This is a genomic window from Shewanella sp. (assembly GCF_048265805.1).
Taxonomy (GTDB): Bacteria; Pseudomonadota; Gammaproteobacteria; order Enterobacterales; family Shewanellaceae; genus Shewanella.
Window position 1 is genome coordinate 112,703 of sequence record NZ_JBLXAT010000001.1, and the last position, 21,008, is coordinate 133,710.

Genomic DNA, 21,008 nt, shown 5'->3' on the forward strand with positions numbered 1-21,008 from the left:
CACCATCACCACAAAGCTGCATGATAGTTATATCAATACTGAAACCATTGGGGCAGTACACCTTTGGTCAACTTCAGCCAGTCCAGCCCCTGCCGTTCCGCCGCTAAAGAAGATGCCTGCCCCATCGCTGCTGTATCTAACGATACTAATAATACCGATTACATTGTGGGTCCCCACCCGCACGGTAATTAGGTATTAGATTTTCACTCCGGTGAATACCTAGCAATATCAAAAGATATGACTCAACAGCAGTACCGATATCTGCTACCACTGTCTATTGTGAAGGAATAGTATTGTATGAATATTTAATAATCAAATAACGTTACATCGAAGTGTCTGTTATATCACAGTTCTGCGATCTATTTTTTTTACCAATTAAAAACAATTGGTTAACATTGATAAGCAGTCACAAAACGGCAATATTCAAAATAACATTAGACTAAAGTATCAAAATTATCCCCTTACCGATAATTGCATAGACACTAAAGAAACGACAGGTGAAAAAAGAAAATTACTATATAAAAAACAACATATTGACCTGAGTACGATTGAAAATACCCTCCACTCAATGTTAGGTAAAATTCGGCGTCAAAGTTAACCGTTTTCGGAGCATATTTTTTGGCAACAGCACTCCAGCAGAAGAGTCTATCCATTTTTAATTAACAAAAACTATTAATGGTTAAACCGCTAATAGACAGTTCCACTTCTATACGTCACAACGAATCGCACAAATAAAAATAGGCACCACGATGATGCCTATTTAGATTTAGTTATTAATCGCTATTAACGATATCAAGTTGACGCAGCGAGTTATTATTTACTGGTCAATTCATCTTACCAATTAAATATTAAGCCATCGGCTATTCGTTAAAATGAATAGGTCACCGATACTCCCATGTTTCTTGGGTCAGCCACTGAAGCATATCCGGTAGGATAACGTCCATCGGGTGCCGTACGGCTCAATACTGCGAGTTCATCAAAGGCGTTGTTCACAAATGCAGTGACTTGCCAGTCAGCCGATTTATAACTGGCTTGAAAACGTACTAAGGTATAGTCGCCCGCTTTATTACCTTCAGTATTGGCAAAATCACCATAGTATTCGCCAACATAGTTAGCTGAAACTCCAGCGCTAAATTCATTGGTTACCCAATAAGTGAAGCCAAGATTCCCGGTAAAAGATGGCGCATTATTTAGCTCATTACCATTGGCGCTTTGATAATCCTCGCCAGCATCTTTAATTTCACTATGCAGCACACCAATACCGGCATTCACTTGCAGCGCATCTGTCACATCGGCGTTAATACCTAGCTCCGCACCATAGGTCACTACATCATCCATGTTGGTGATATAGCGACTAGCGTTGAGTGACTGGAAGCCATCGTAATCGTTATAAAACAGGTTAGCCGTCAAGAATAGATTGCCATCGAGCAATGCACTACGGCTACTCAACTCATAGGTCATCACTTCTTCTTCGTCGTAATAGTAATAATCTTGCGCGGTAAAGTTGAGCGCGCCGCCCCCCGCGTTGTATCCCTTACGGGCGCTCAATGCCAAGGTAGTTGCGTCAGTAATGGCATATTGCAACTCCAGTTTTGGCAGGAAGATGTCGATATCTTTATCTAGATTGGCGTCAATGGCGCCATAGATAAAGTGGCGGCTCTGCGACTCACGCTCTAGACGAGCCCCTGTCAACAGGCTCCACTTATCAGTCAGCGTGAAGGTCACTTCGCCATAGGCCGCGAGGGAATCACTGGAATCATCGCCGTTATAAGCGGCTGAACCGATACTAAGAACATCGTGCTCACGTTTAAAATAATCTAGACCGACAAAACCAAAGGCGGCATCGCCACGTTGGTTGAAAGACAACTTAGCATCAAGGGTGTAATTATCTTCATCAAAGCCTAACACCTGCTTTTCTGCTTCAGTTTCGTCGTAGCTATCAAACCCCCAGTGATAATCCATGTAAGCGGCTAATACTTCTAAGCGCAGATCATCATTAAACTCATAATTGGTTTGCAAACTGGTGGTCTTTACTCGCGTTTTAATATCGCGAAAATAGATGCGGTTAAATGCCGACAGATCATCCGCTTTATAGAAGATACGGCCAACGTCGCCCTTTTCATCGCTATCGGAGTAGCTCAGCAGCATTGACAATTTGTCGGTTGGCGTCCATTTCAACTTGGTGCGAACATGTGTTGCTTTCACTTTATCCAGATCGTAATCCGGAGGATTGCCTTGATAGCCGCTATCATCAGTAATAGTATTGCCGTTGAGTTGCTGCGCGCTGACTCTGAATGACAAGGTATCGGTCACCAGCGGCCCTGACAGTGCCACCGAGGTATCTACGTAACTGTCTTCATTGCGATACCCGACTCGCGCAGCACCATGCCAATCATTGGTTGGATCTTTGGTTTTAATGTAGATCGCACCCGCCATACTGTTACGGCCATTGCTAGTAGATTGCGGCCCACGGTAGACCTCCATCTGCTCCATATCCCACAAGCCCATATCGCCACTATTATCGGCGACAAAAGGCTGCGCGACGCCATCAACTAGAATGGATACCCGCCCTTTAGCACCACCAGAGATAGAGTTAAAGCCGCCAGCAGACCCATTACCGCTAACACCGCGGATATCGGGTAAGGAACCAGCAACGGCGACCACGTTAGGGATCTCAGACACGGCTTCAGTCACCGATTTATACTCGGTACTGTTCAGTATCTCTTCTGAAAGAACCGCCACTGAGGAACTGGTTTCTTTAAGGGATTTAGGGGCTTTCTCACCAATCACCACGATTTTTTCAATCGATTGCACGTTGGCAGGGACTGCATCATCGGCTAAAGCACATTGGCTGATAAAAGCGGCGGATACCGCTATAGCAAGCGGTAGTTTTCTATGTTGCTGGGGTTTGATCATCAGTTCTAACCTATCTGTTTCGGTCTATGTCAGCCTGCTCCAACCAGACAGCAGCATAAATAATCTGCTGAATACCACCATGAAGAAAAGGCTTATCTATTTTAAAATCAATTAGTTGCTTAGTACGTTTTCGCTTACGCTGCGGCTAATTTGGTTGGAACTAGTTTAATCTTTAATTAATACCCGTTAAATGAGTTTGATTCTCATTTGTGATCACACCCACGCGTACATCGATAAACACGTCATTATTTACCTTTGTTGCAGGCAACTTTTTACGTTAAAACCGTAACTAAGGGGGCCGTATCGATGCCGCTGACGCTTTGGCACAAGTTTCGAACGCGGTGTCTGAGTGTCTGAGTGTCTGAGTGTCTGAGTGTCTGAGTGTCTGAGTGTCTGAGTGTCTCGCACCCTAAGTCATCTCGAGCCTAGAACTAAGCTCTATTCCGAGCAGATATTTCGCCCATAACCGCCGATACCAAAAGGCGCATTGCTGATGCAGTTCCAAAAAACGCCGTCCAGCGGTAATCACTCTTCTCATCTGCGGTCATACCGTCACATACATTTTATCGGCTGATACACCTTACCAGCCGAGCAACTTTTGTGAATAATTATGGTGATAGAGCAGCATTCCCGTTAGGCGTATGACCTTGCTGGAGTTGCTCTACAAAAAACATAAACTGGCGCCGCTGCACATAATCAATCGGCCCAGTGGAACGCCCCACACTGTGCTCACCGCCGGGCACTTCGAGTAGATCAAAATCCTTATCGGCGTTGATCAGTGCATTGACCAATTGTAATGAAGACGATGGATCAACGTTACTGTCTTGCTCGCCAAAGATAATCAGCAACTTGCCTTGTAGTTTGTTGGCGTTGACCACTGCCGATGCACGTAAATAGCTGTCATCCACAGGCCAGCCCATCCACTGTTCGTTCCAACTCATTTTATCCATGCGGTTGTCATAACAGCCCGCGTAGGCCACGCCAACCGTATAAAAGTCAGGATGGAACAGCAACGCGCTCAAGGTACTTTGACCACCAGCTGATGCACCGTAGATGCCGACGCCTTTATCGATGTCATACCAAGGGTATTTTTTCGCAGCCGCCTTATGCCACAAAATGCGATCGGGAAAACCGGAATCACCAAGATTTTTCCACGCCACATCGTGAAATGCTTTGGAGCGATTTTTGGTGCCCATGCCGTCCATCTGTACCACGATAAACCCGAGGTTAGCTAACGCTTGCATCCCTATCACTTTGTCACCGCCGGAGTGATAACCAAACGGCCAAAAATCTTTTGGCACAAAGCTATCGTGTGGCCCTGCGTAGATATTCTCAATCACTTGATAACGCTTATTAGGGTCAAAATTTTGCGGCTTGACGATAATGCCCCAAATGTCACTTTTAGCATCGCGTCCTTTAGCGACAAACACCTCTGGCGCTTTAAAACCTGCCTTAGTCAACAAGCTGATATCGCCTTTGGCGACGGTACGCACTGGCCGACCATCCGCATGATTTAGCGTCATCACATTGGGTAAGTCGACCCGCGAATAACTATCGACAAAATACTGCATATCGCTAGAAAAACTCAGATGATGATTGGCGGGGACCGATGTCAGAGCGGTCAAACCAGTCCCGTCAAAATTGATGCGGTAGTAGTGGATAAAATACGGATCTTCACCTTGATTAACACCGCTGGCGGCAAACCAGATTTTGCGTTTAGCATCATCTACATGCACCACCTCGCGCACAGGCCATGCACCGCCAGTAATCTTATTTTTCACTTGACCACTGGCACCATCAAGCAGATACAACTGCGCCCAGCCATCACGCTCCGATAACCAAATAATCTCGCTACCTACGCCGTTAACTTCATGGGCATAGCTGCCGCCCCATTGATTGATAAAGGTGTCGGTTTGTTCATCCACCACTGTCCGCGGTTTACCGCTGCTGACATTGACCTCAATTAACTTACTGCGTTGATGGCCGCGCTCGGTGTAGGTGAAGGCGAAGATTTGGCTGTCTTGACGCCAGTGCAAATTTTCCAATAGGTAACCATTTGGAAAGCTATCGCGGGGGATGAAGGTTTGTTTGCCCGTTTCTGTATCAAACAGCACAGGTTGCTCAACATCAATCACATCGCCGGGTTTAGGGTAGAGCTGCTTAATCACTTTCGGTTGCAACTGCTCATCGGGTGACGACAACACCCGCGTGACATAACGCGCCTCGCCGGGAGTGACTTTTAACGCCAGCAGATAGCGAGAATCCGGCGACCATTGCAGCGTTTGTGCATCATAGAACTGCACGGCGCTGCCATCTTGGCTTAGCAGTTGTGGATGACCGTTGCTATCCAGCAGCTCGACATTATGCGCTTGAATATGCGCCTTGAACTTACCGTTGGGTGATGGCCGTAGCGGATTGTCTGCCGCTACCCGCAAGTCACGCACTTCGCCATCCGCAATCGGGCGGGAGTTATCCGTCACTGCCGCACAGCTGGCGTTAGTTAAGCTGCAATGCCATGGCTCATAATGTAGATAAAAGCCGATGCCATCCGCTTCATACCAAAAGTCATCAAAGGGCAACTGCCATGCTGTCACCGCTTCACCAGTTGCGCTGGTCATGCCCTTGGCGACCAGAGTTTGATCAAACGCCGCAGCTTTAGCGCCGCTGTCAGCATTCTCTTTAATAAATGCAAAACCACCGAGCACAGTTTTACGGTAGTAGAACTCATGGGAATCTGGCACCCAACGTGCAGGAAACGCAATATCGCGCGTCAGCCCTTGCCAGTTCTTACGCAGATCAACACTGGCTTGCAACTGCGCAGCGGATATCGATGTATCAGTCTCCAGCGCCTTCACAGGAAAAGCTGCAGCAATAGCGACCGAAAAGAGTGTTTTGATACAACAAGTTAAAACAAGAGGCTGGAATAATTTCATCAATGTGTCACTGTCGTTATTTTGGGCAAGGCTGAGCAATACAGCACATTACTGGTGGATAGCTATACCTTTTCACAATCGCATAATTTATACAAAAGTTTAACCGTTTCGAAATATGACAGATGGGAGGTGAGTTGCGAGATTCGAGCGGTAAAGCTCAGCTTTTTTGACGGGCAGCTTTCGCCAAAATCGTGTCGAGTTTATTGGCGAATGCTTGGCGGTCGGCCTGACTCAAGGCTGGCGGCCCCCCCGATTCAATGCCACTGGCACGCAAGGTATCCATAAAGTCGCGCATCGTCAGACGAGATTTGATGTTGTCGTCAGTGTATTGCTCGCCTCGCGGTGTCAGTGCCAACGCGCCTTTGGCCAGCACATCGGCGGACAACGGAATATCACTGGTGATCACTAAGTCACCCGCTCGCGCCCGCGCCACAATTTCGTTATCGGCCACATCGAAGCCTTTCATCACCTGCAGCGTGCTGATGAACTTTGATTTTGGAATACGTAGCGGCTGGTTTGCCACTAGCGTCACCATCACTTGGCAGCGCTCGGCGGCGCGAAACAGCACTTCTTTAATCACCACCGGACACGCATCAGCATCTACCCAAATATGCATCGACTGATTTACTCCGCTAATGGAGGCACTAAGCCCCACAGTAATACGGCTGACACACAGGCAACTAACAACGCCAGCTTACTATACAGATTCGCTTTGGCTGGTACCTTTAGTGCAAAACGCACCCGCAGCAACATCACCAACATAGTAAAACCACTCATGTAAGCGAGTTCGACTAAGTTAGCCAACGATTTACCGCGCATATCAACGGCAGACATCAAAGCCCAGATCAGGAATGGCACAAATAGTAAGCCCCAATCCCAAACAAACAGTTCAGCACGGCGCTGATTACGCCACCAAATAGCCAAGCCAACAATGGCGGTGGGCAACCCAAAAAAGGGATACCAAACAAATAATGCGTTGAGATGATCCATGAAATATACAACTCAGAAAAACGGCGGCGGATATTGTGACCTAATCTGCCCTGAATTCCTATTGTTGGCAGGAGTTGTGTGTCACGCCTCAACAGCAAGAGCTGGGTTCATCGACAGCAAACACCGAAAATCGCTACTTACCAAGGCTCTGCTAAACTGATGAATTGTAGTAGGAAGGTGCCGACGATTCAGCCAAGCTGAACTGAGTTACGCACTAGCATACACTGTGCTAATTCTCGTATACCAATGCAGATATCATCGAAAAAATACATCTATTACTTCAATTTAATGCTGTTTTTTTACGGCTTAGTCGAAGGTATTATGCAGCCAACTTAATGTTACAGGATGTAATTCAATGACAACTCAACGTTCTTATACGGGTATTGCTAAGTTGCTTCACTGGACGATGGCAATCGATATTCTGGTCGCTATGGCGATTGGCGCTTATGCCGCATTATTTATGAGCTACGGTATTGATGCCGCTCATGATGCGGCCAAAGGTGAAATGATCACACTGCACAAACAGATTGCTACTGTCAGTATCTTTTTGATTGTGCTGCGTATCATCTGGCGTGCCACCCATCGCCCACCAGAATTGGTCGGTATGAGTAAATTTATGCAAAAAGCAGCGCACGGTGGTCACCACTTGCTGTATTTGCTGATGGTATTAGTCCCTATTTCAGGATGGGCATTTAGTTCAGCAGCGGGTTACCCCATCCCAGTAGCGGGCTTATTTACGCTGCCACCGCTGTTAGATAAATCACCAGAACTGCAACCTGTGTTTGCCAGCATCCATGAAGTATTAACTTATGGCTTGCTGGTGGTGATTGTCGGTCACGTGTTCTTTGCGCTGAAGCACTACTTCATCGACAAAGATAAAAGCCTGCAATCTATGCTACCCGGTAAAATCAAAGATTAATGCTTTGATAAACCAAAAGAACGCCAGCGCAAGCTGGCGTTCTTGTTTACGCCACAGCGCCAATACCAGCACAACAACCAGCAAAACCACGCGTAGCAAATGTTCATCCACCGCCAAAGCATCGAAACAAACAGCAACACTTGCAGGCGGTTCGCGGCTTTCATTCCATAGGCTACAGCGGTATTGTGTCTGCGCGACACAGATTGCTTCAGCAATCACTAAACTAACCAGCAAGTGCTATGCCTTGCATCAAAAATAGAGGCGTCAACGAACGCCCACTAGATAATAAAAATCAGGAGCCCCTGTGAAAAATGCTGCTATCGCACTGGCAGTAGGCGCAGCTTTGGCTGGCATACAGTTTTCTGCCAAAGCCGAGGTGCCTGCACCAGTTGATCAACCCTATCAAGGCAATATTCAACTGCATGTTGATGCCACCGATTTGTCTCATCGTATCTTCAACATTACTGAAGTTATTCCGGCAAAACCAGGACAAATGACCTTACTGTATCCATCATGGATCCCCGGTCACCACTCGCCTACTGGCCCGATTGATAAAGTCGCTGGTTTTGAATTTAAAGCTAACGGCAAAGTGCTCGCTTGGGAGCGTGATGCGGGCAATGTGAATGCGTTCCACATTGATGTGCCAAAAGGCGCTAACAAAGTTGACGTGAGCTTCAAATTCCTGTCGCCACAAAATCGTGGCCAAGGCCGCGTGGTGATGACGCCAGAAATGCTCAACCTGCAATGGAACACCGTCGCGCTCTACCCAGCTGGTTACTACACTCGCCAAATTCCGGTAGATTCTTGCGTTACCTTGCCAAAAGACTGGCATTACGCCACCGCGTTGGAAAACAAAAGCAGCAAAGGCAACAGCTACTGCTTTAAAACCATCGACTTTGAAAACTTGGTCGATTCCCCAATGTTTGCTGGTAAATACTACAAACGCGTAGATTTGAACCCAGGTGCGGACACGCCAGTTCACCTGAACGTGTTTGCCGACCGCGCGAAAGATCTCGACATCAGCGATGAAGGCTTAAAAGCTCACCGCGAGTTAGTGCAACAGATGTACAAACTCTACGGTGCGCACCATTACAACCACTATGACTTCCTGCTGGCGCTGACCGATAAACTCGGTGGCATCGGCTTGGAACATCACCGTTCAAGCGAGAACAGTGCTAAGCAAGATTACTTCACTAAGTGGGATAAATCTTGGTTAGGCCGCGACTTGCTGGCGCACGAATTTAACCACTCGTGGGATGGTAAATATCGCCGCCCAGCTGAGTTATGGACGCCGACCTACAACCAAGTGAAACGCGATATGGGCTTGTGGGTTTATGAAGGCCAGACCCAATTCTGGGGTTATATTGTTTCTGCTCGCTCAGGCCTGATGAGCCAAGATAACACCATGGACATGTTGGCACTGCTCGGGGCCACCTATGATAAAGGTCGCCCAGGCATGCAATGGCGTACTATTTTGGATACCACTAACGATCCAACCATCGCCCAACGTTCGCCGTTGGCATTCCGCAACTATCAAATGAGCGAAGACTACTATCAAGGTGGTCAGCTGATTTGGTACGCAGTGGATGCCAAACTGCGTAATCTGACCAACAACAAAGTATCAGTGAACGACTTTGCCAAAGCCTTCTTTGGTGTTCACCCAGGTGCGTGGGATATCAACACCTATACCTTTGATGATGTGGTCGCGACGTTGAACGGTCTGCAACAGTATGACTGGGCAACCTTTATCAACGCCCGCTTGAAAGGCCATGTGAATCTTTCTGATTCCCTGAAAGATCAAGGCTGGCAACTGGTGTACAACGACACGCCATCTGCCGCAGTTAAAGCGATGGAAGACCGTTATAAACGTGTCGACTTTACCTACTCGTTGGGTTTTAGCACCAACAAAAAAGGAGAACTGAGTGATGTGTTGTGGGATAGCCAAGCATTCAATGCGGGGTTATCACCAAGCATGACACTGATCGCGGTAAACGGCGAAAGCTACAAAGCGGAACTGCTGCAAGATGCGGTAACTGACGCGAAAGATAGCAAAGCACCAATTGAGTTGCTGGTAAAAGATTTCGATCAATACCGCACCATCAAAATCGATTATCACCAAGGGCTGAAATATCCGCATTTAGTGCGTATCGAACAACAGCCAGACTATCTATCTCAGATATTGAAGCCACTGTAATCGGTTAGCGCAATTGCGCAACTAAAGGAACCAGCGCTTCCACTGAATAAGCCCGCATTAAGCGGGCTTATTTTTTATCTCATCAGTCATTCGGTCACATGCCAGATGACCCGATTACGTCCTTGTTCCTTAGCACGATATAACGCTTCATCCGCTTGATTCACCCAATGCGCAAGTTTGCCTTGTTCACCCACCATCACTAATCCGGCACTAATGGTCATTTGCAATCGTTTTCCGTCAAGGTTAAATGCCAGTTGCTCAACCCCTTGACGGATACGTTCGGCTAATTCATTAGCTTTAACTTGCTCGCATTGAGCAAACAACATCACAAACTCCTCCCCGCCCCAGCGGCAGATAATATCGGACTCACGCACATGACGACGGCAGTGCTCAACCAATCGCATCAACATTTGATCACCCACTTCATGCCCATGACTATCGTTAATCTGCTTAAAATGATCGATATCAACCAGCATCAGCGCTATCGGTAACGAGTGACTATGTTTACGCATAGTGCTAAATATCGCCTCTCCAGCGCGACGATTACTCGCGCCAGTCAGTGGATCAAAACTGGCGGCGCGTGCAAGTCGACGCTGAAAACCACTTTGAGTGAGCAAACTGACCAGTAACACAATCGCCGTCACCACTAATGCGATACCGATATTGATGAGAAACTGCAAAAATAGTCGCGTTTGCGAGCTATTCTCGCGCTCTTCAACCACTATGTACCAACCGAACTCCTCAACCAAACGCATATGTAAATAGACTTTGCCTTCACTATCATAGAAGTGATAACTGTTGCTCTCTTGCTGAAATAGCTTTGGATAAATCTCACTTATCCCTTCTCGCTGTGCCAAGGAGCTCAGATGGCTCGCATGACTTTGCAGCACCACGGTGCCCTCAGCATCAACAAAGTAAATGGTGCGTTGATATTTCTGCTGATAGCGCGTAATCAGCTTACGCACTTCATTGACAGATAGACCGACACCAGTAATGCCAATTTGATTGCCATCGTAGTCATATACCAGATGATCAATATAGATATCGGTGCGCTCCGGATGGTCTGGGTCATGACCAATATCAACGCGATAATATTGTTCTGCAGGTAACTGTTTAACTTGCTGATACCAATCTTTATTACCTGGCAACTGTGTAACATCGAGCACACGATCGGGCAGAAAGTAGCGGTTGTCTTTTTCCAACACGAAGAAGCTCAAGAAGGTACCAAAACGCTTATTAATCTCGGTTAAATAACGTTGCATTGGTTCTGCTGCTGGCGTGGTTTGCAATGCCCAATCACGCACAAAAGTGTCGTGCGCCATTAAGCGAGCAATGAAGATCGGCGTCACTAAATCACGTTGGATCTGGGAATAGACATTATCACTGGTCAATGGCAGCGAATTTTTCTCTATCTGATGAGTGACTGCTGAAGTGGCCACTTGATAGCTGCTCCAGCTCATCACAAAAAACACCGCAAACAACACGCCACAAAACAGCAGCAAAGTTTTGAGCCGTTTCTGCGCTAACCATTTTTCTGTTGCAGGCATTCAACCTCTCCAACAATGAGCGAATAAGCGGGCTAACTTATTCAAATCGCGATTAGAGAAGTAAAGCACAAAATTTCGCTTTGAGTTCTTACGCTAAGCAAAATCATTTAAGACGGTTAAGCAGTAAAAAGCGCATTTACAACAGCTATTCCCAAGTCCATGATAGGCTCCTATTCCTACCGTTACTGAGTTGTACGGAGTACCTCGTTGTTTTCCCAACACACATTATTTTCTCGCTTTGGCATTGTCATCCAGTCCATTTCATTGTTTTTAGTTTTTGCCACCGCAAATGCGACAGTGCCGCTATATCCTGAGTGGCAACACAAGATTGGCTTTTCTCACGTCGGTATTTCCGTCATTTTTATCGCCTATCACATTGGTGTGATCTTCGCGTTATTGACTTTTCGTAAAGCGACGCAACCGCAGACGATTAAGAAATTATTATTAGTGGGTTTAGGCAGCGCAATGCTGGCGGCGATTGGTTTTGCCAGCGCAAATATCATTGAGTGGTTGGTTATTTCCCGCATGTTCGTCGGTATTGCCAGCGGCATTTTTGCCAGTTTGGGGGTGGCGCAAATTCTGCGGATTGGCAACTACCTCAATGTTAGCTACACGCCGCTGTTAGTCACCGTTGCCACAGTGCTTGGTTTTGGTGTCGGCCCGCTATATTCAGGTATTACCGCTGACTTATCGACACATCATTTGCTGATTATTTTCGGTCTATTTTTCGGCGCAATGTTGATATGTTCACTATTGATTGTGACGGCCAGCAGTGACGGTGTGGCTGCCAGTAGCGCTACCCAACCACCGGCACCGGTTAACCTTGCCAAAGCGTTAATGGTGACAGGCATGTTTGCCGGTCCGTTTGCACTTTCAGGCTTGTTCCTATCGTTAGGTCCATCAATGATTTCGCGTCTCATGGACAACGACAGCCGCGCACTAGCGGGCACAATTCCTTTTTTGCTGTTCGGCTTTGGTGTCTGTGTGCAATTTGTATTGAAAAAACTCAGTTATCGACGGATGGTCATCTACAGCCAGCTGCTTTCGTACGCGGGAGCCATCGTTATTATTGCCGCTGAATCGTTGCACAGTTTGGTGTTAATGATGCTGTCAGCGCTGCTTATCGGCAGTGGTCAAAGTTTGTCGCAATTAGCGGGATTAACCATGATTAAATTGTGGCGACCACTTGGTACGCTGGAAAAATCGAGCGGATTCCTGTTCTTTGGTGGATATGCGGTCGCGGCCTGCTCCATCATGATGTTGGGCGAAGTATCAGCTCACTTTGGTTTGATGTCAGCAACGATTGTGTTTCTGCTGATCTGCCTATCAATAATGACTATCGCCTTTGCTAGATTCATTCAAGACACTGCAAGAAATTCCGCGTGTTCTTTATAGTAAGTAAGGCTTTTAATCTTAGTTAGACCGATGTCGTTGGCAGCCTCTCACGCAATTTAGTAAACTGCCGCCAGCAGAAAAAACATAGGAATGTTTATGGCACAATTTGTCTACAGCATGCTGCGGGTGGGAAAAATCGTTCCCCCTAAAAAGCAAATTTTGAAAGATATTTCATTGAGCTTTTTCCCTGGCGCCAAGATTGGTGTATTGGGTCTAAACGGCTCAGGTAAATCCACCTTATTGCGCATTATGGCGGGTATCGACACCGAAATTGAAGGTGAAGCACGGCCAATGCCGGGGCTGAAAATCGGTTATCTGCCACAGGAGCCACAGCTTGATCCTGAGCAAACGGTGCGCGAAGCGATTGAAGAAGCCGTGGGTGAAGCCAAAGGCGCACTGACTCGTCTCGATGAAGTATACGCCGCCTATGCCGATCCTGATGCCGACTTTGACGCACTGGCCGCTGAACAAGCTAGGCTAGAAGCGATCATCCAAACCACTGACGCCCACAACCTTGACCACATTTTGGAACGCGCCGCCGATGCGCTGCGCCTGCCTGAATGGGATGCCAAAATTGGCGTATTGTCAGGGGGGGAACGCCGTCGTGTCGCACTGTGTCGTCTGCTGCTAGAAAAGCCAGAGATGCTGCTGCTCGACGAACCGACCAACCACTTGGATGCCGAATCGGTCGCTTGGCTGGAAAACTTCCTGCATGAATATTCAGGTACCGTAGTGGCAATTACCCACGACCGTTACTTCTTGGATAACGCAGCAGGCTGGATTTTGGAACTGGACCGCGGGGAAGGTATCCCGTGGGAAGGTAACTACTCGTCTTGGCTGGAGCAGAAAGACCAACGTCTGCAACACGAAGCTTCAACCGAAAGCGCGCGCCAGAAAACCATTGCGAAAGAGTTGGAATGGGTACGCCAAGGCAGCAAAGGCCGTCAGTCAAAAGGTAAAGCGCGTATGGCGCGTTTTGAAGAGCTGAGCAGCCAAGATTACCAACGCCGTAACGAGACGAACGAACTGTTCATTCCACCTGGCCCACGCTTGGGTGACAAGGTGATTGAAGTGCGTAACCTCACCAAGAGCTACGGTGACCGTGTACTGATTGATGATTTGAGCTTCTCAATCCCGAAAGGCGCTATCGTCGGGATTATCGGCCCCAACGGTGCGGGTAAATCCACCCTATTCCGCATGCTGACTGGTGCGGAGCAACCTGACAGCGGTGAAGTGGAAATCGGTGATACCGTACAAATCGCCTCGGTTGATCAGTTCCGTGACGAAATGGACGACAAAAAAAACGTATGGCAAGAGATCTCTGACGGCCAGGATATCATCCGTATTCATGGCACCGAAATTCCAAGCCGCGCTTATGTTGGCCGCTTTAACTTCCGCGGTGGCGATCAGCAAAAGATTATCGGCAGCTTGTCAGGCGGTGAACGTAACCGCGTGCACTTGGCTAAATTACTGCAATCTGGCGGTAACGTGTTGCTGCTTGACGAACCCACCAACGACCTCGACGTAGAAACCCTGCGGGCACTGGAAGAAGCGTTAGTGGAATTCCCTGGCTGCGCTATGGTGATCTCGCACGACCGTTGGTTTCTCGACCGTATCTGTACCCACATTCTGGATTACCGTGATGAAGGTAAAGTGAACTTCTACGAAGGTAACTACACCGAATACTCAACGTGGTTGAAAGAACATTACGGTGCCGATGTGATTGAACCGCACCGTTTGAAATACAAACGTATGTCGAAATAATGCACTGATGCAGCGGGAGCCTAAGCTCCCGTTTTTTTACCGCTGACACACCTTGGACGCTGCGCAGGGCGCGCCACTGCTAGCTTTTTCTACAAATGTAAATAAATGCAGTTTTGCAGAGTATTTATTTACACTTTTCCCACCTAAGTCACTTAGCTTTTAGCCGCCGCTTCCATAGAATAACGCCATCGATCCAGGGGAAGATCTCAAGACGGCATTTATGAAAAAACTCATCACCGCGCTAATCATTTGTGCGCTAGGCAGCGCCGCCATTTATTATCGAACGCTTCAACCCCCAGCCAGCAGCAATGCGCATGGGGCTGAAGAACGCACCATTCCAGTAGTGACCGATATAGTCAGCGAACATCCACTCTCAGCCGATCTGCGGTTGATCGGCAAACTGACTGCAGAGCACTCCGTATTTATTGCACCACAAGTCGCTGGCAAAATTGAAAAGATTGCCGTCCGCTCTAACGAGCAAGTCAAAGCTGGGCAGACCTTGATTGTGCTGGATGACGCCAAAGCCAAAGCCGCCGTTATGGAGGCCGAAGCATACTTAGCGGATGAAGCACGTAAACTGCGCGAATATGAAAAACTGGCACACAGTGATGCCATCACCCAAACAGAAATTGATGCCCAACACGCTAGCGTGGATATTGCCGCCGCGCGCTTAGCATCGGTAAAAGCCGATTTGGATTATCACTACATCAAAGCGCCATTTGACGGCGTGATCGGCTTAATCAGTTTCAGCCGCGGTAAAATGGTGTCGCAAGGCGATGAGTTACTGACCCTAGATGATCTCAGTGAGTTACGGGTCGATCTGCAAATCCCTGAATCGCGTTTATCTCAGCTCAACCTCGGTATGGAAGTCGCCGCCGAAAGTGCCGCATGGCCGCTCGAAAACTTTGCTGGCAAAGTCACCGCCATCGATCCACGCATCAACGAAGAAACACTCAACGTGCGCACCCGCGTGAAATTTCGCAATCTGAGCCACAAGCTGCGGCCAGGCATGATGCTCAACACCACCATTCAATTTCCACCAGTGTCGATGCCCGTCATTCCAGTACAAGCCTTGGAATACTCAGGCACCAAACGTTACGTCTACAAGTTGGATGGCAAAAATATTGCTCATCGTACTGAAGTACACCTTGGCACCCGAGTGAACAACGAAGTGTTGATCACCGACGGCGTGCAGGTCGGCGACACCGTTGTGGTGCAAGGGCTAGTGAACATTCGCGATGGTATGCAAGTGAAACCACTGAAACCCACCAAGCCAGTCACCGAAACCGGTAAAACTGAAGCGCAGGAGCCAAGCGATGTTGCTGTCTGATGTTTCAGTAAAACGGCCGATTGTGGCCATTGTGCTTAGTTTGCTGTTGTGTGTCTTTGGTATCGTATCGTTTAGTAAATTATCAGTGCGCGAGATGCCAGATGTGGAAAATCCGGTGGTCAGTATCCGTACCTCCTACAGCGGCGCATCAGCGGCGATTATGGAGAGCCAAGTTACTAAAAATATTGAAGATCAATTAACAGGTATCAGCGGTATCGACCAAATCACCTCTACCAGCCGTAATGGTTCCTCCCGTATCACAGTGAACTTCAAAATTGGCTGGGACATCATGGAAGGCGTCAGTGACGTGCGCGATGCGGTTTCACGCGCGCAACGGCGATTGCCTGAAGAAGCCGATGAGCCCATTGTGTATAAAGATAATGGCTCTGGCCGCCCTGCTATCTATATCCGCTTACGCTCCAGCGAGATGGATCGAACCCAACTCACCGACTATTCGCGCCGCGTATTGGAAGATAAGTTTAACCTGATCAGCGGGGTAAGCTCGATCAACATCTCTGGCGGTTTAACGCAGGTGATGTACATCAAACTCAAACCAGAAGAGATGGCGGGTCGCCAAATCACCGTGAGTGATGTGATCACCGCACTCAACAATGAAAACTTAGAATCGCCCGGCGGCCAAATCCGTAACGATGCCACCACCATGACAGTGCGTACCGCGCGGCTATATATGCAGCCGGATGATTTTGATTATCTGCAAGTGCGCAGTTCAAGCGACGGTTCACCGGTATATCTGAAAGATATCGCCCAAGTGTACATTGGCGCCGAAAACGAAAACTCCACCTACCGCAGCAACGGTGTATCCAACGTGAGCTTAGGGATTGTGCCGCAATCCGATGCTAACCCGCTAGAAGTCGCCAAAGGCGTGCGCGCTCAAGTGGAAGCGATGCAAAAGTTTTTGCCTAAGGGCACTAGCTTAGCTATCGACTACGACTCCACCATTTTTATCGACCAAGCGATTGATGAGGTGTACAGCACGCTATATGTCACCGGCATTCTGGTTATATTGGTGCTGTACGTATTTATTGGCCAAGCTCGCGCCACATTGATCCCCGCGGTCACGGTACCGGTATCGCTAATCTCCGCCTTTATGGCGGCCTACTTCTTTGGTTTCTCAATCAACTTGCTCACCTTGATGGCACTGATCCTCGCCATCGGTTTGGTGGTGGATGACGCCATTGTGGTGGTAGAAAACATCTTCCACCATATCGAGCAAGGAGAATCCCCCTTAGTCGCTGCCTATAAAGGCACGCGCGAAGTGGGGTTTGCCGTTATCGCCACGACGGCTGTATTGGTGATGGTGTTTCTACCTATCTCGTTTATGGAAGGCATGGTCGGGCTGCTGTTTACAGAGTTCTCGGTATTGCTGGCAGTATCGGTGATTTTCTCCTCGATTGTGGCACTGACGCTGACCCCAGTATTGGGCAGCAAGCTCTTGAAACCACATCAGCAACACAGCGCCCTCAATCGCCTATTGGATAACCTGTTTAGCCGTTTAGAGCGCCACTATCGCCGCGGGGTGCAGTATTGTGTGAAACACAAATTTGTTGCACCGATAGTCATCGTCGCCTGTATCGGCGGTAGCTTTTCATTGATGAATAACGTGCCAGCACAGTTGGCACCGCCGGAAGACCGTGGGGTGATCTACGCCTTTATCAAGGGCGCCGAAGGCACCAGTTACAACCGTATGTCAGCCAACATGGACATCATCCAACAACGGTTAATGCCGATGCTGGGTAAAGGAGTATTACGCTCATTCAGCTTAGAAACGCCAGCCTTTGGTGGTGCGGCGGGTGACCAAACCGGCTTCATCATTATGCGTTTAGAAGATTGGAAAGTACGCACGGTCTCCGCAGCGCAAGCCTTGACGCAAATAACCCAAGCGTTAAAAGATATTCCTGACGTGATGGTACGCCCGATGTTGCCCGGCTTTCGCGGTAGCTCAAGTGAATCGGTACAGTTTGTCATCGGTGGCTCGGACTATCGTGAGCTATTTAAGTGGGCGCAGTTGCTACAAACAGCAGCTAATCAGAGCGGTATCATCACTGGCGCGGATCTCGACTATGCCGAAACAACGCCGGAATTGATGGTTCGAATTAACCGCGAGCGTGCCGCAGAACTGGGCGTAAGCGTGGCCGATATCGCCAATACCTTGGAAGTGATGTTGGGCGGTCGCCGTCAAACCACGTATGTAGAACGTGGCGAAGAGTACGATGTGTATCTACGTGGTGATGAAGAACACTTCAACAGCATGACCGATATGAGCCAGATCTATGTGCGTACTCGCAGCGGCTCGTTAGTGACATTGGACTCAGTAGCGCAAATCCGTGAAGAAGCCTCAGCACAGCGTCTAGCACACACCGATAAGAAGAAATCGATCACACTCGCCGCCAACGTGGCCGATGGGCACACCTTAGGCGAAGCGCTCAATTTCTTGGATAACTTGGTGATTGAAAAACTGCCGGGTGATATTAGCGTGAGCTACTCGGGTGAGTCCAAAGACTACAAAGAAAACCAAAGCAGCATTTTCATTGTGTTTGGCTTGGCCCTGCTAGTGGCTTATCTGGTACTGGCGGCGCAGTTTGAGAGCTTTATTAACCCATTGGTGGTGATGTTTACGGTACCTATGGGGGTATTTGGTGGTTTCTTGGGCTTATGGTTTACCCACCAAGGCATGAACATCTACAGCCAGATTGGCATGATCATGCTCATTGGTATGGTCACCAAAAACGGCATTTTGATTGTAGAGTTTGCTAACCAGCTGCGTGACCGCGGTTTGCCATTTGAACAAGCGATTGTTGATGCATCAGCCCGACGACTACGCCCGATTCTGATGACCGCCTTCACCACTCTGGTAGGCGCAATTCCGCTGATCCTATCAACCGGAGCAGGTGCAGAAAGCCGTATTGCGGTAGGTACTGTGGTGTTCTTTGGTATGGCGTTTGCTACAGTGATTACCCTGTTTGTCATTCCTGCGATGTATCACCTATTATCCTACAACACGAAATCGCCAGGTTGGGTGGAGCAGCAGTTGCAACAAGCGTTGGTAGAACAAAAGCCACCTGCCACTACCGCGAACGAGTCATAACGCGATTGTTTGCCAAAAGGAAAAGGGATGCCGTTAGGCATCCCTTTTTTCACTCAGGGTAAAAACCGACAATCTAGCCGGGAAGGTGTTGGCTACTCAATGGCAACCAACCGAATGTGGCGCCAATAGCCTGTAACCCTGACACTTGAGTTACAAACGTCACCAACATTCTGCGATATCAAAGCTCGTCCAAGTCACCTCAATATCATTGGCAAAGATTATACGCATAACAAAACAGTTATGTATAGTGTTATTCAGTAATATGTAGATAAAGTCATATAATATTGCCACTCAGCTGACCAGCTTGCGGATATCTGGGGATTTACGCACACTAATTGTTGATGGATTTTGGCTAGTTAGCGGGAAAACAGCAAAAAATGGCAAGCACTTATCGGAGCAGACTAGTCAGATGGCAATATTAAATCACCGTCCATATTTGAGAACAGGTGCAATTCTCTAGCATGGTAAACTAATTCAGCGGCACGCATCGGTTGCGAATAAATGAGTCCTTGGATCACATCCGCCCCCAATTTTACCAAGAGCTCACGCTGCTCAGCAGTTTCTACCCCTTCAACAGTAACGCTAAAGCCCAACTGATGTGACAGTTGAATACTACAGCGCAGGATTTTCAACGCGTTGGAGTTGGTGGTAAACAAGCCATCGAGAAACGCTTTGTCGATCTTGATTTCGTCTACAGGTAAGTCTTTGAGATAGGCCAATGAGGAGTGGCCGGTACCAAAATCATCAATAGCGACTTTAATCCCCAACGCTCGCAGCTCGCGTAACTTCTGCTGAGTATCGGCCAGATTAGCCACTAAGGTGCGTTCTGTCAGTTCTAGCGCCAGTAAGCGGGCATCCACTTGGTACTCGGCTAACTTAGCAGAGATTTTACTCACTACGTCCTGCTCAAAATCGCTGCTACTGAGATTGATTGCCACGGGTAGATGCACACCTTGCTGTTGCCAACGTGCCAACTGGGCGACCGCGCCATCTAACACCCAATCACTGACCAAGCCCAACATACCGGCACATTCGGCCAACGGAATAAATTCCGCGGGCGAGATGTGCCCGAGTTGCGGATGTTCCCAACGCATTAACGCTTCGGCTTGCACACATTGGCCACCAGCCAATGCCTGCTTTGGCTGGTAAACCAGATAGAGTTGTTGTTGCTGCAACGCTTTCGGCAAACTGTTAATTATGCTCATCTCGCGCTGATTGGCTTGATCATCCCCTTGCTGATAGTAAGCAATAAAAGGTGGTTGGATAGCCTTCTTCAGTGCCAAATCGACGCGCCGCAGCATCTGCGAAACATCGGCATGGTCGGTCGCTAATTGCAGCACGCCAATTTTTACTTTTAAACCGATAGGCGCGTTACCAACTAAATAAGGTTGTTGCACCAATTGCTGCAACGCCAATAGCTGCGGTTGTGCCACTTCACTTCCAAAAAACAGCAGAAACTCATCGCCATCCATACGGGCGATAAACCGCGGTTGCGGCGTAAACTGCCGTAGGCGCAGTGCCACCGCTTGTAGCACTTTGTCACCGGTATGAAAGCCAAACAGATCATTGACGAACCGAAACTGCTCAATATTAAGCAGCACCAGCGCGCCTTGGGTGAGCGGCATTAACGGCACTAAAGTCTTTTTAAGGCTGGCACGATTAGGTAAGCCCGTGAGGGGATCACGGCCAATATTGGCTGGCAGTTGGCGTAATAACGCTTTAAATGCGGTGTACAACGGCAGCATCAGCGCGGGCACATCGGCAAAGTCGAGTGACAGCGTCTGCTCGGTTTGTTCACGTAAATTATTGGCGAGGCGGTTGATAAAGCGCTTAAGCCGGTAATGTCGCCAAAGGCTTATGGCGGTTACCATGCTCAATAGCACTACCGCGCTAATTAGCAGGTATATCATCTAT

The 21,008-nt window shown here is 48.3% G+C and carries 13 protein-coding genes; 6 read left to right on the plus strand and 7 right to left on the minus strand.

The genetic code is table 11. The features are described from left to right. Positions 1-867 precede the first annotated feature (867 nt). The 4 genes from ACN0TT_RS00455 to ACN0TT_RS00470 form a co-directional block, all read right to left on the minus strand. Entirely contained in the window at positions 868-2,916 is a 2,049-nt protein-coding gene (locus tag ACN0TT_RS00455) for a TonB-dependent receptor (protein ID WP_417760185.1), read from the minus strand. Between the two features lie 608 nt (positions 2,917-3,524). After that, positions 3,525-5,771: a DPP IV N-terminal domain-containing protein gene (locus ACN0TT_RS00460; RefSeq protein ID WP_417760186.1), complete on the minus strand. Its 2,247-nt coding sequence runs from the start codon at positions 5,769-5,771 to the stop codon at positions 3,525-3,527. Positions 5,772-6,006: 235 nt separating this feature from the next. Next, entirely contained in the window at positions 6,007-6,465 is a 459-nt protein-coding gene (locus ACN0TT_RS00465) for a YaiI/YqxD family protein (protein WP_417760187.1), read from the minus strand. Positions 6,466-6,473: 8 nt separating this feature from the next. Further along, complete coding sequence (locus tag ACN0TT_RS00470) at positions 6,474-6,839, minus strand: hypothetical protein (RefSeq protein WP_417760188.1); 366 nt, start codon at positions 6,837-6,839, stop codon at positions 6,474-6,476. A 355-nt stretch (positions 6,840-7,194) separates the two neighbouring features. On the opposite strand from ACN0TT_RS00470, the gene ACN0TT_RS00475 reads away from it, so the two are divergent. Further along, positions 7,195-7,758: a cytochrome b gene (locus tag ACN0TT_RS00475; protein ID WP_417760189.1), complete on the plus strand. Its 564-nt coding sequence runs from the start codon at positions 7,195-7,197 to the stop codon at positions 7,756-7,758. Here the strand turns inward: ACN0TT_RS00475 and ACN0TT_RS00480 are convergent. After that, the gene (locus ACN0TT_RS00480; RefSeq protein WP_417760190.1) at positions 7,735-7,992 is read right to left on the minus strand and encodes a hypothetical protein; all 258 of its coding nucleotides are present in this window, start codon (positions 7,990-7,992) and stop codon (positions 7,735-7,737) included. The genes ACN0TT_RS00475 and ACN0TT_RS00480 overlap by 24 nt on opposite strands. 70 nt (positions 7,993-8,062) lie before the next feature. Here ACN0TT_RS00480 and ACN0TT_RS00485 point away from each other — a divergent pair, with 70 nt between their 5' ends. After that, positions 8,063-9,952: a M61 family metallopeptidase gene (locus ACN0TT_RS00485; protein ID WP_417760191.1), complete on the plus strand. Its 1,890-nt coding sequence runs from the start codon at positions 8,063-8,065 to the stop codon at positions 9,950-9,952. Between the two features lie 86 nt (positions 9,953-10,038). On the opposite strand, the gene ACN0TT_RS00490 is transcribed toward ACN0TT_RS00485, so the two are convergent. Continuing rightward, on the minus strand, positions 10,039-11,499 hold the full coding sequence (locus ACN0TT_RS00490) for a diguanylate cyclase domain-containing protein (RefSeq protein ID WP_417760192.1): 1,461 nt from the start codon (positions 11,497-11,499) through the stop codon (positions 10,039-10,041). A 207-nt stretch (positions 11,500-11,706) separates the two neighbouring features. On the opposite strand from ACN0TT_RS00490, the gene ACN0TT_RS00495 reads away from it, so the two are divergent. The 4 genes from ACN0TT_RS00495 (at position 11,707) to ACN0TT_RS00510 (ending at position 19,094) form a co-directional block, all read left to right on the plus strand. Beyond that, on the plus strand, positions 11,707-12,894 hold the full coding sequence (locus tag ACN0TT_RS00495) for an MFS transporter (RefSeq protein WP_417760193.1): 1,188 nt from the start codon (positions 11,707-11,709) through the stop codon (positions 12,892-12,894). Positions 12,895-12,990: 96 nt separating this feature from the next. Beyond that, positions 12,991-14,658, plus strand: coding sequence for an energy-dependent translational throttle protein EttA (ettA, locus tag ACN0TT_RS00500; RefSeq protein ID WP_417760194.1), 1,668 nt, complete (start codon positions 12,991-12,993; stop codon positions 14,656-14,658). A 220-nt stretch (positions 14,659-14,878) separates the two neighbouring features. Continuing rightward, positions 14,879-15,988 (plus strand): efflux RND transporter periplasmic adaptor subunit, encoded by a 1,110-nt coding sequence (locus ACN0TT_RS00505; RefSeq protein ID WP_417760195.1) that lies wholly within the window; start codon positions 14,879-14,881, stop codon positions 15,986-15,988. Continuing rightward, positions 15,975-19,094 (plus strand): multidrug efflux RND transporter permease subunit, encoded by a 3,120-nt coding sequence (locus tag ACN0TT_RS00510; protein ID WP_417760196.1) that lies wholly within the window; start codon positions 15,975-15,977, stop codon positions 19,092-19,094. Before ACN0TT_RS00505 ends, ACN0TT_RS00510 begins: the two co-directional genes overlap by 14 nt. 401 nt (positions 19,095-19,495) lie before the next feature. Here ACN0TT_RS00510 and ACN0TT_RS00515 read toward each other — a convergent pair whose 3' ends face one another. Continuing rightward, positions 19,496-21,004, minus strand: a complete 1,509-nt coding sequence (locus ACN0TT_RS00515) for a putative bifunctional diguanylate cyclase/phosphodiesterase (RefSeq protein WP_417760197.1) — start codon at positions 21,002-21,004, stop codon at positions 19,496-19,498. Between the last annotated feature and the right edge of the window lie 4 nt (positions 21,005-21,008).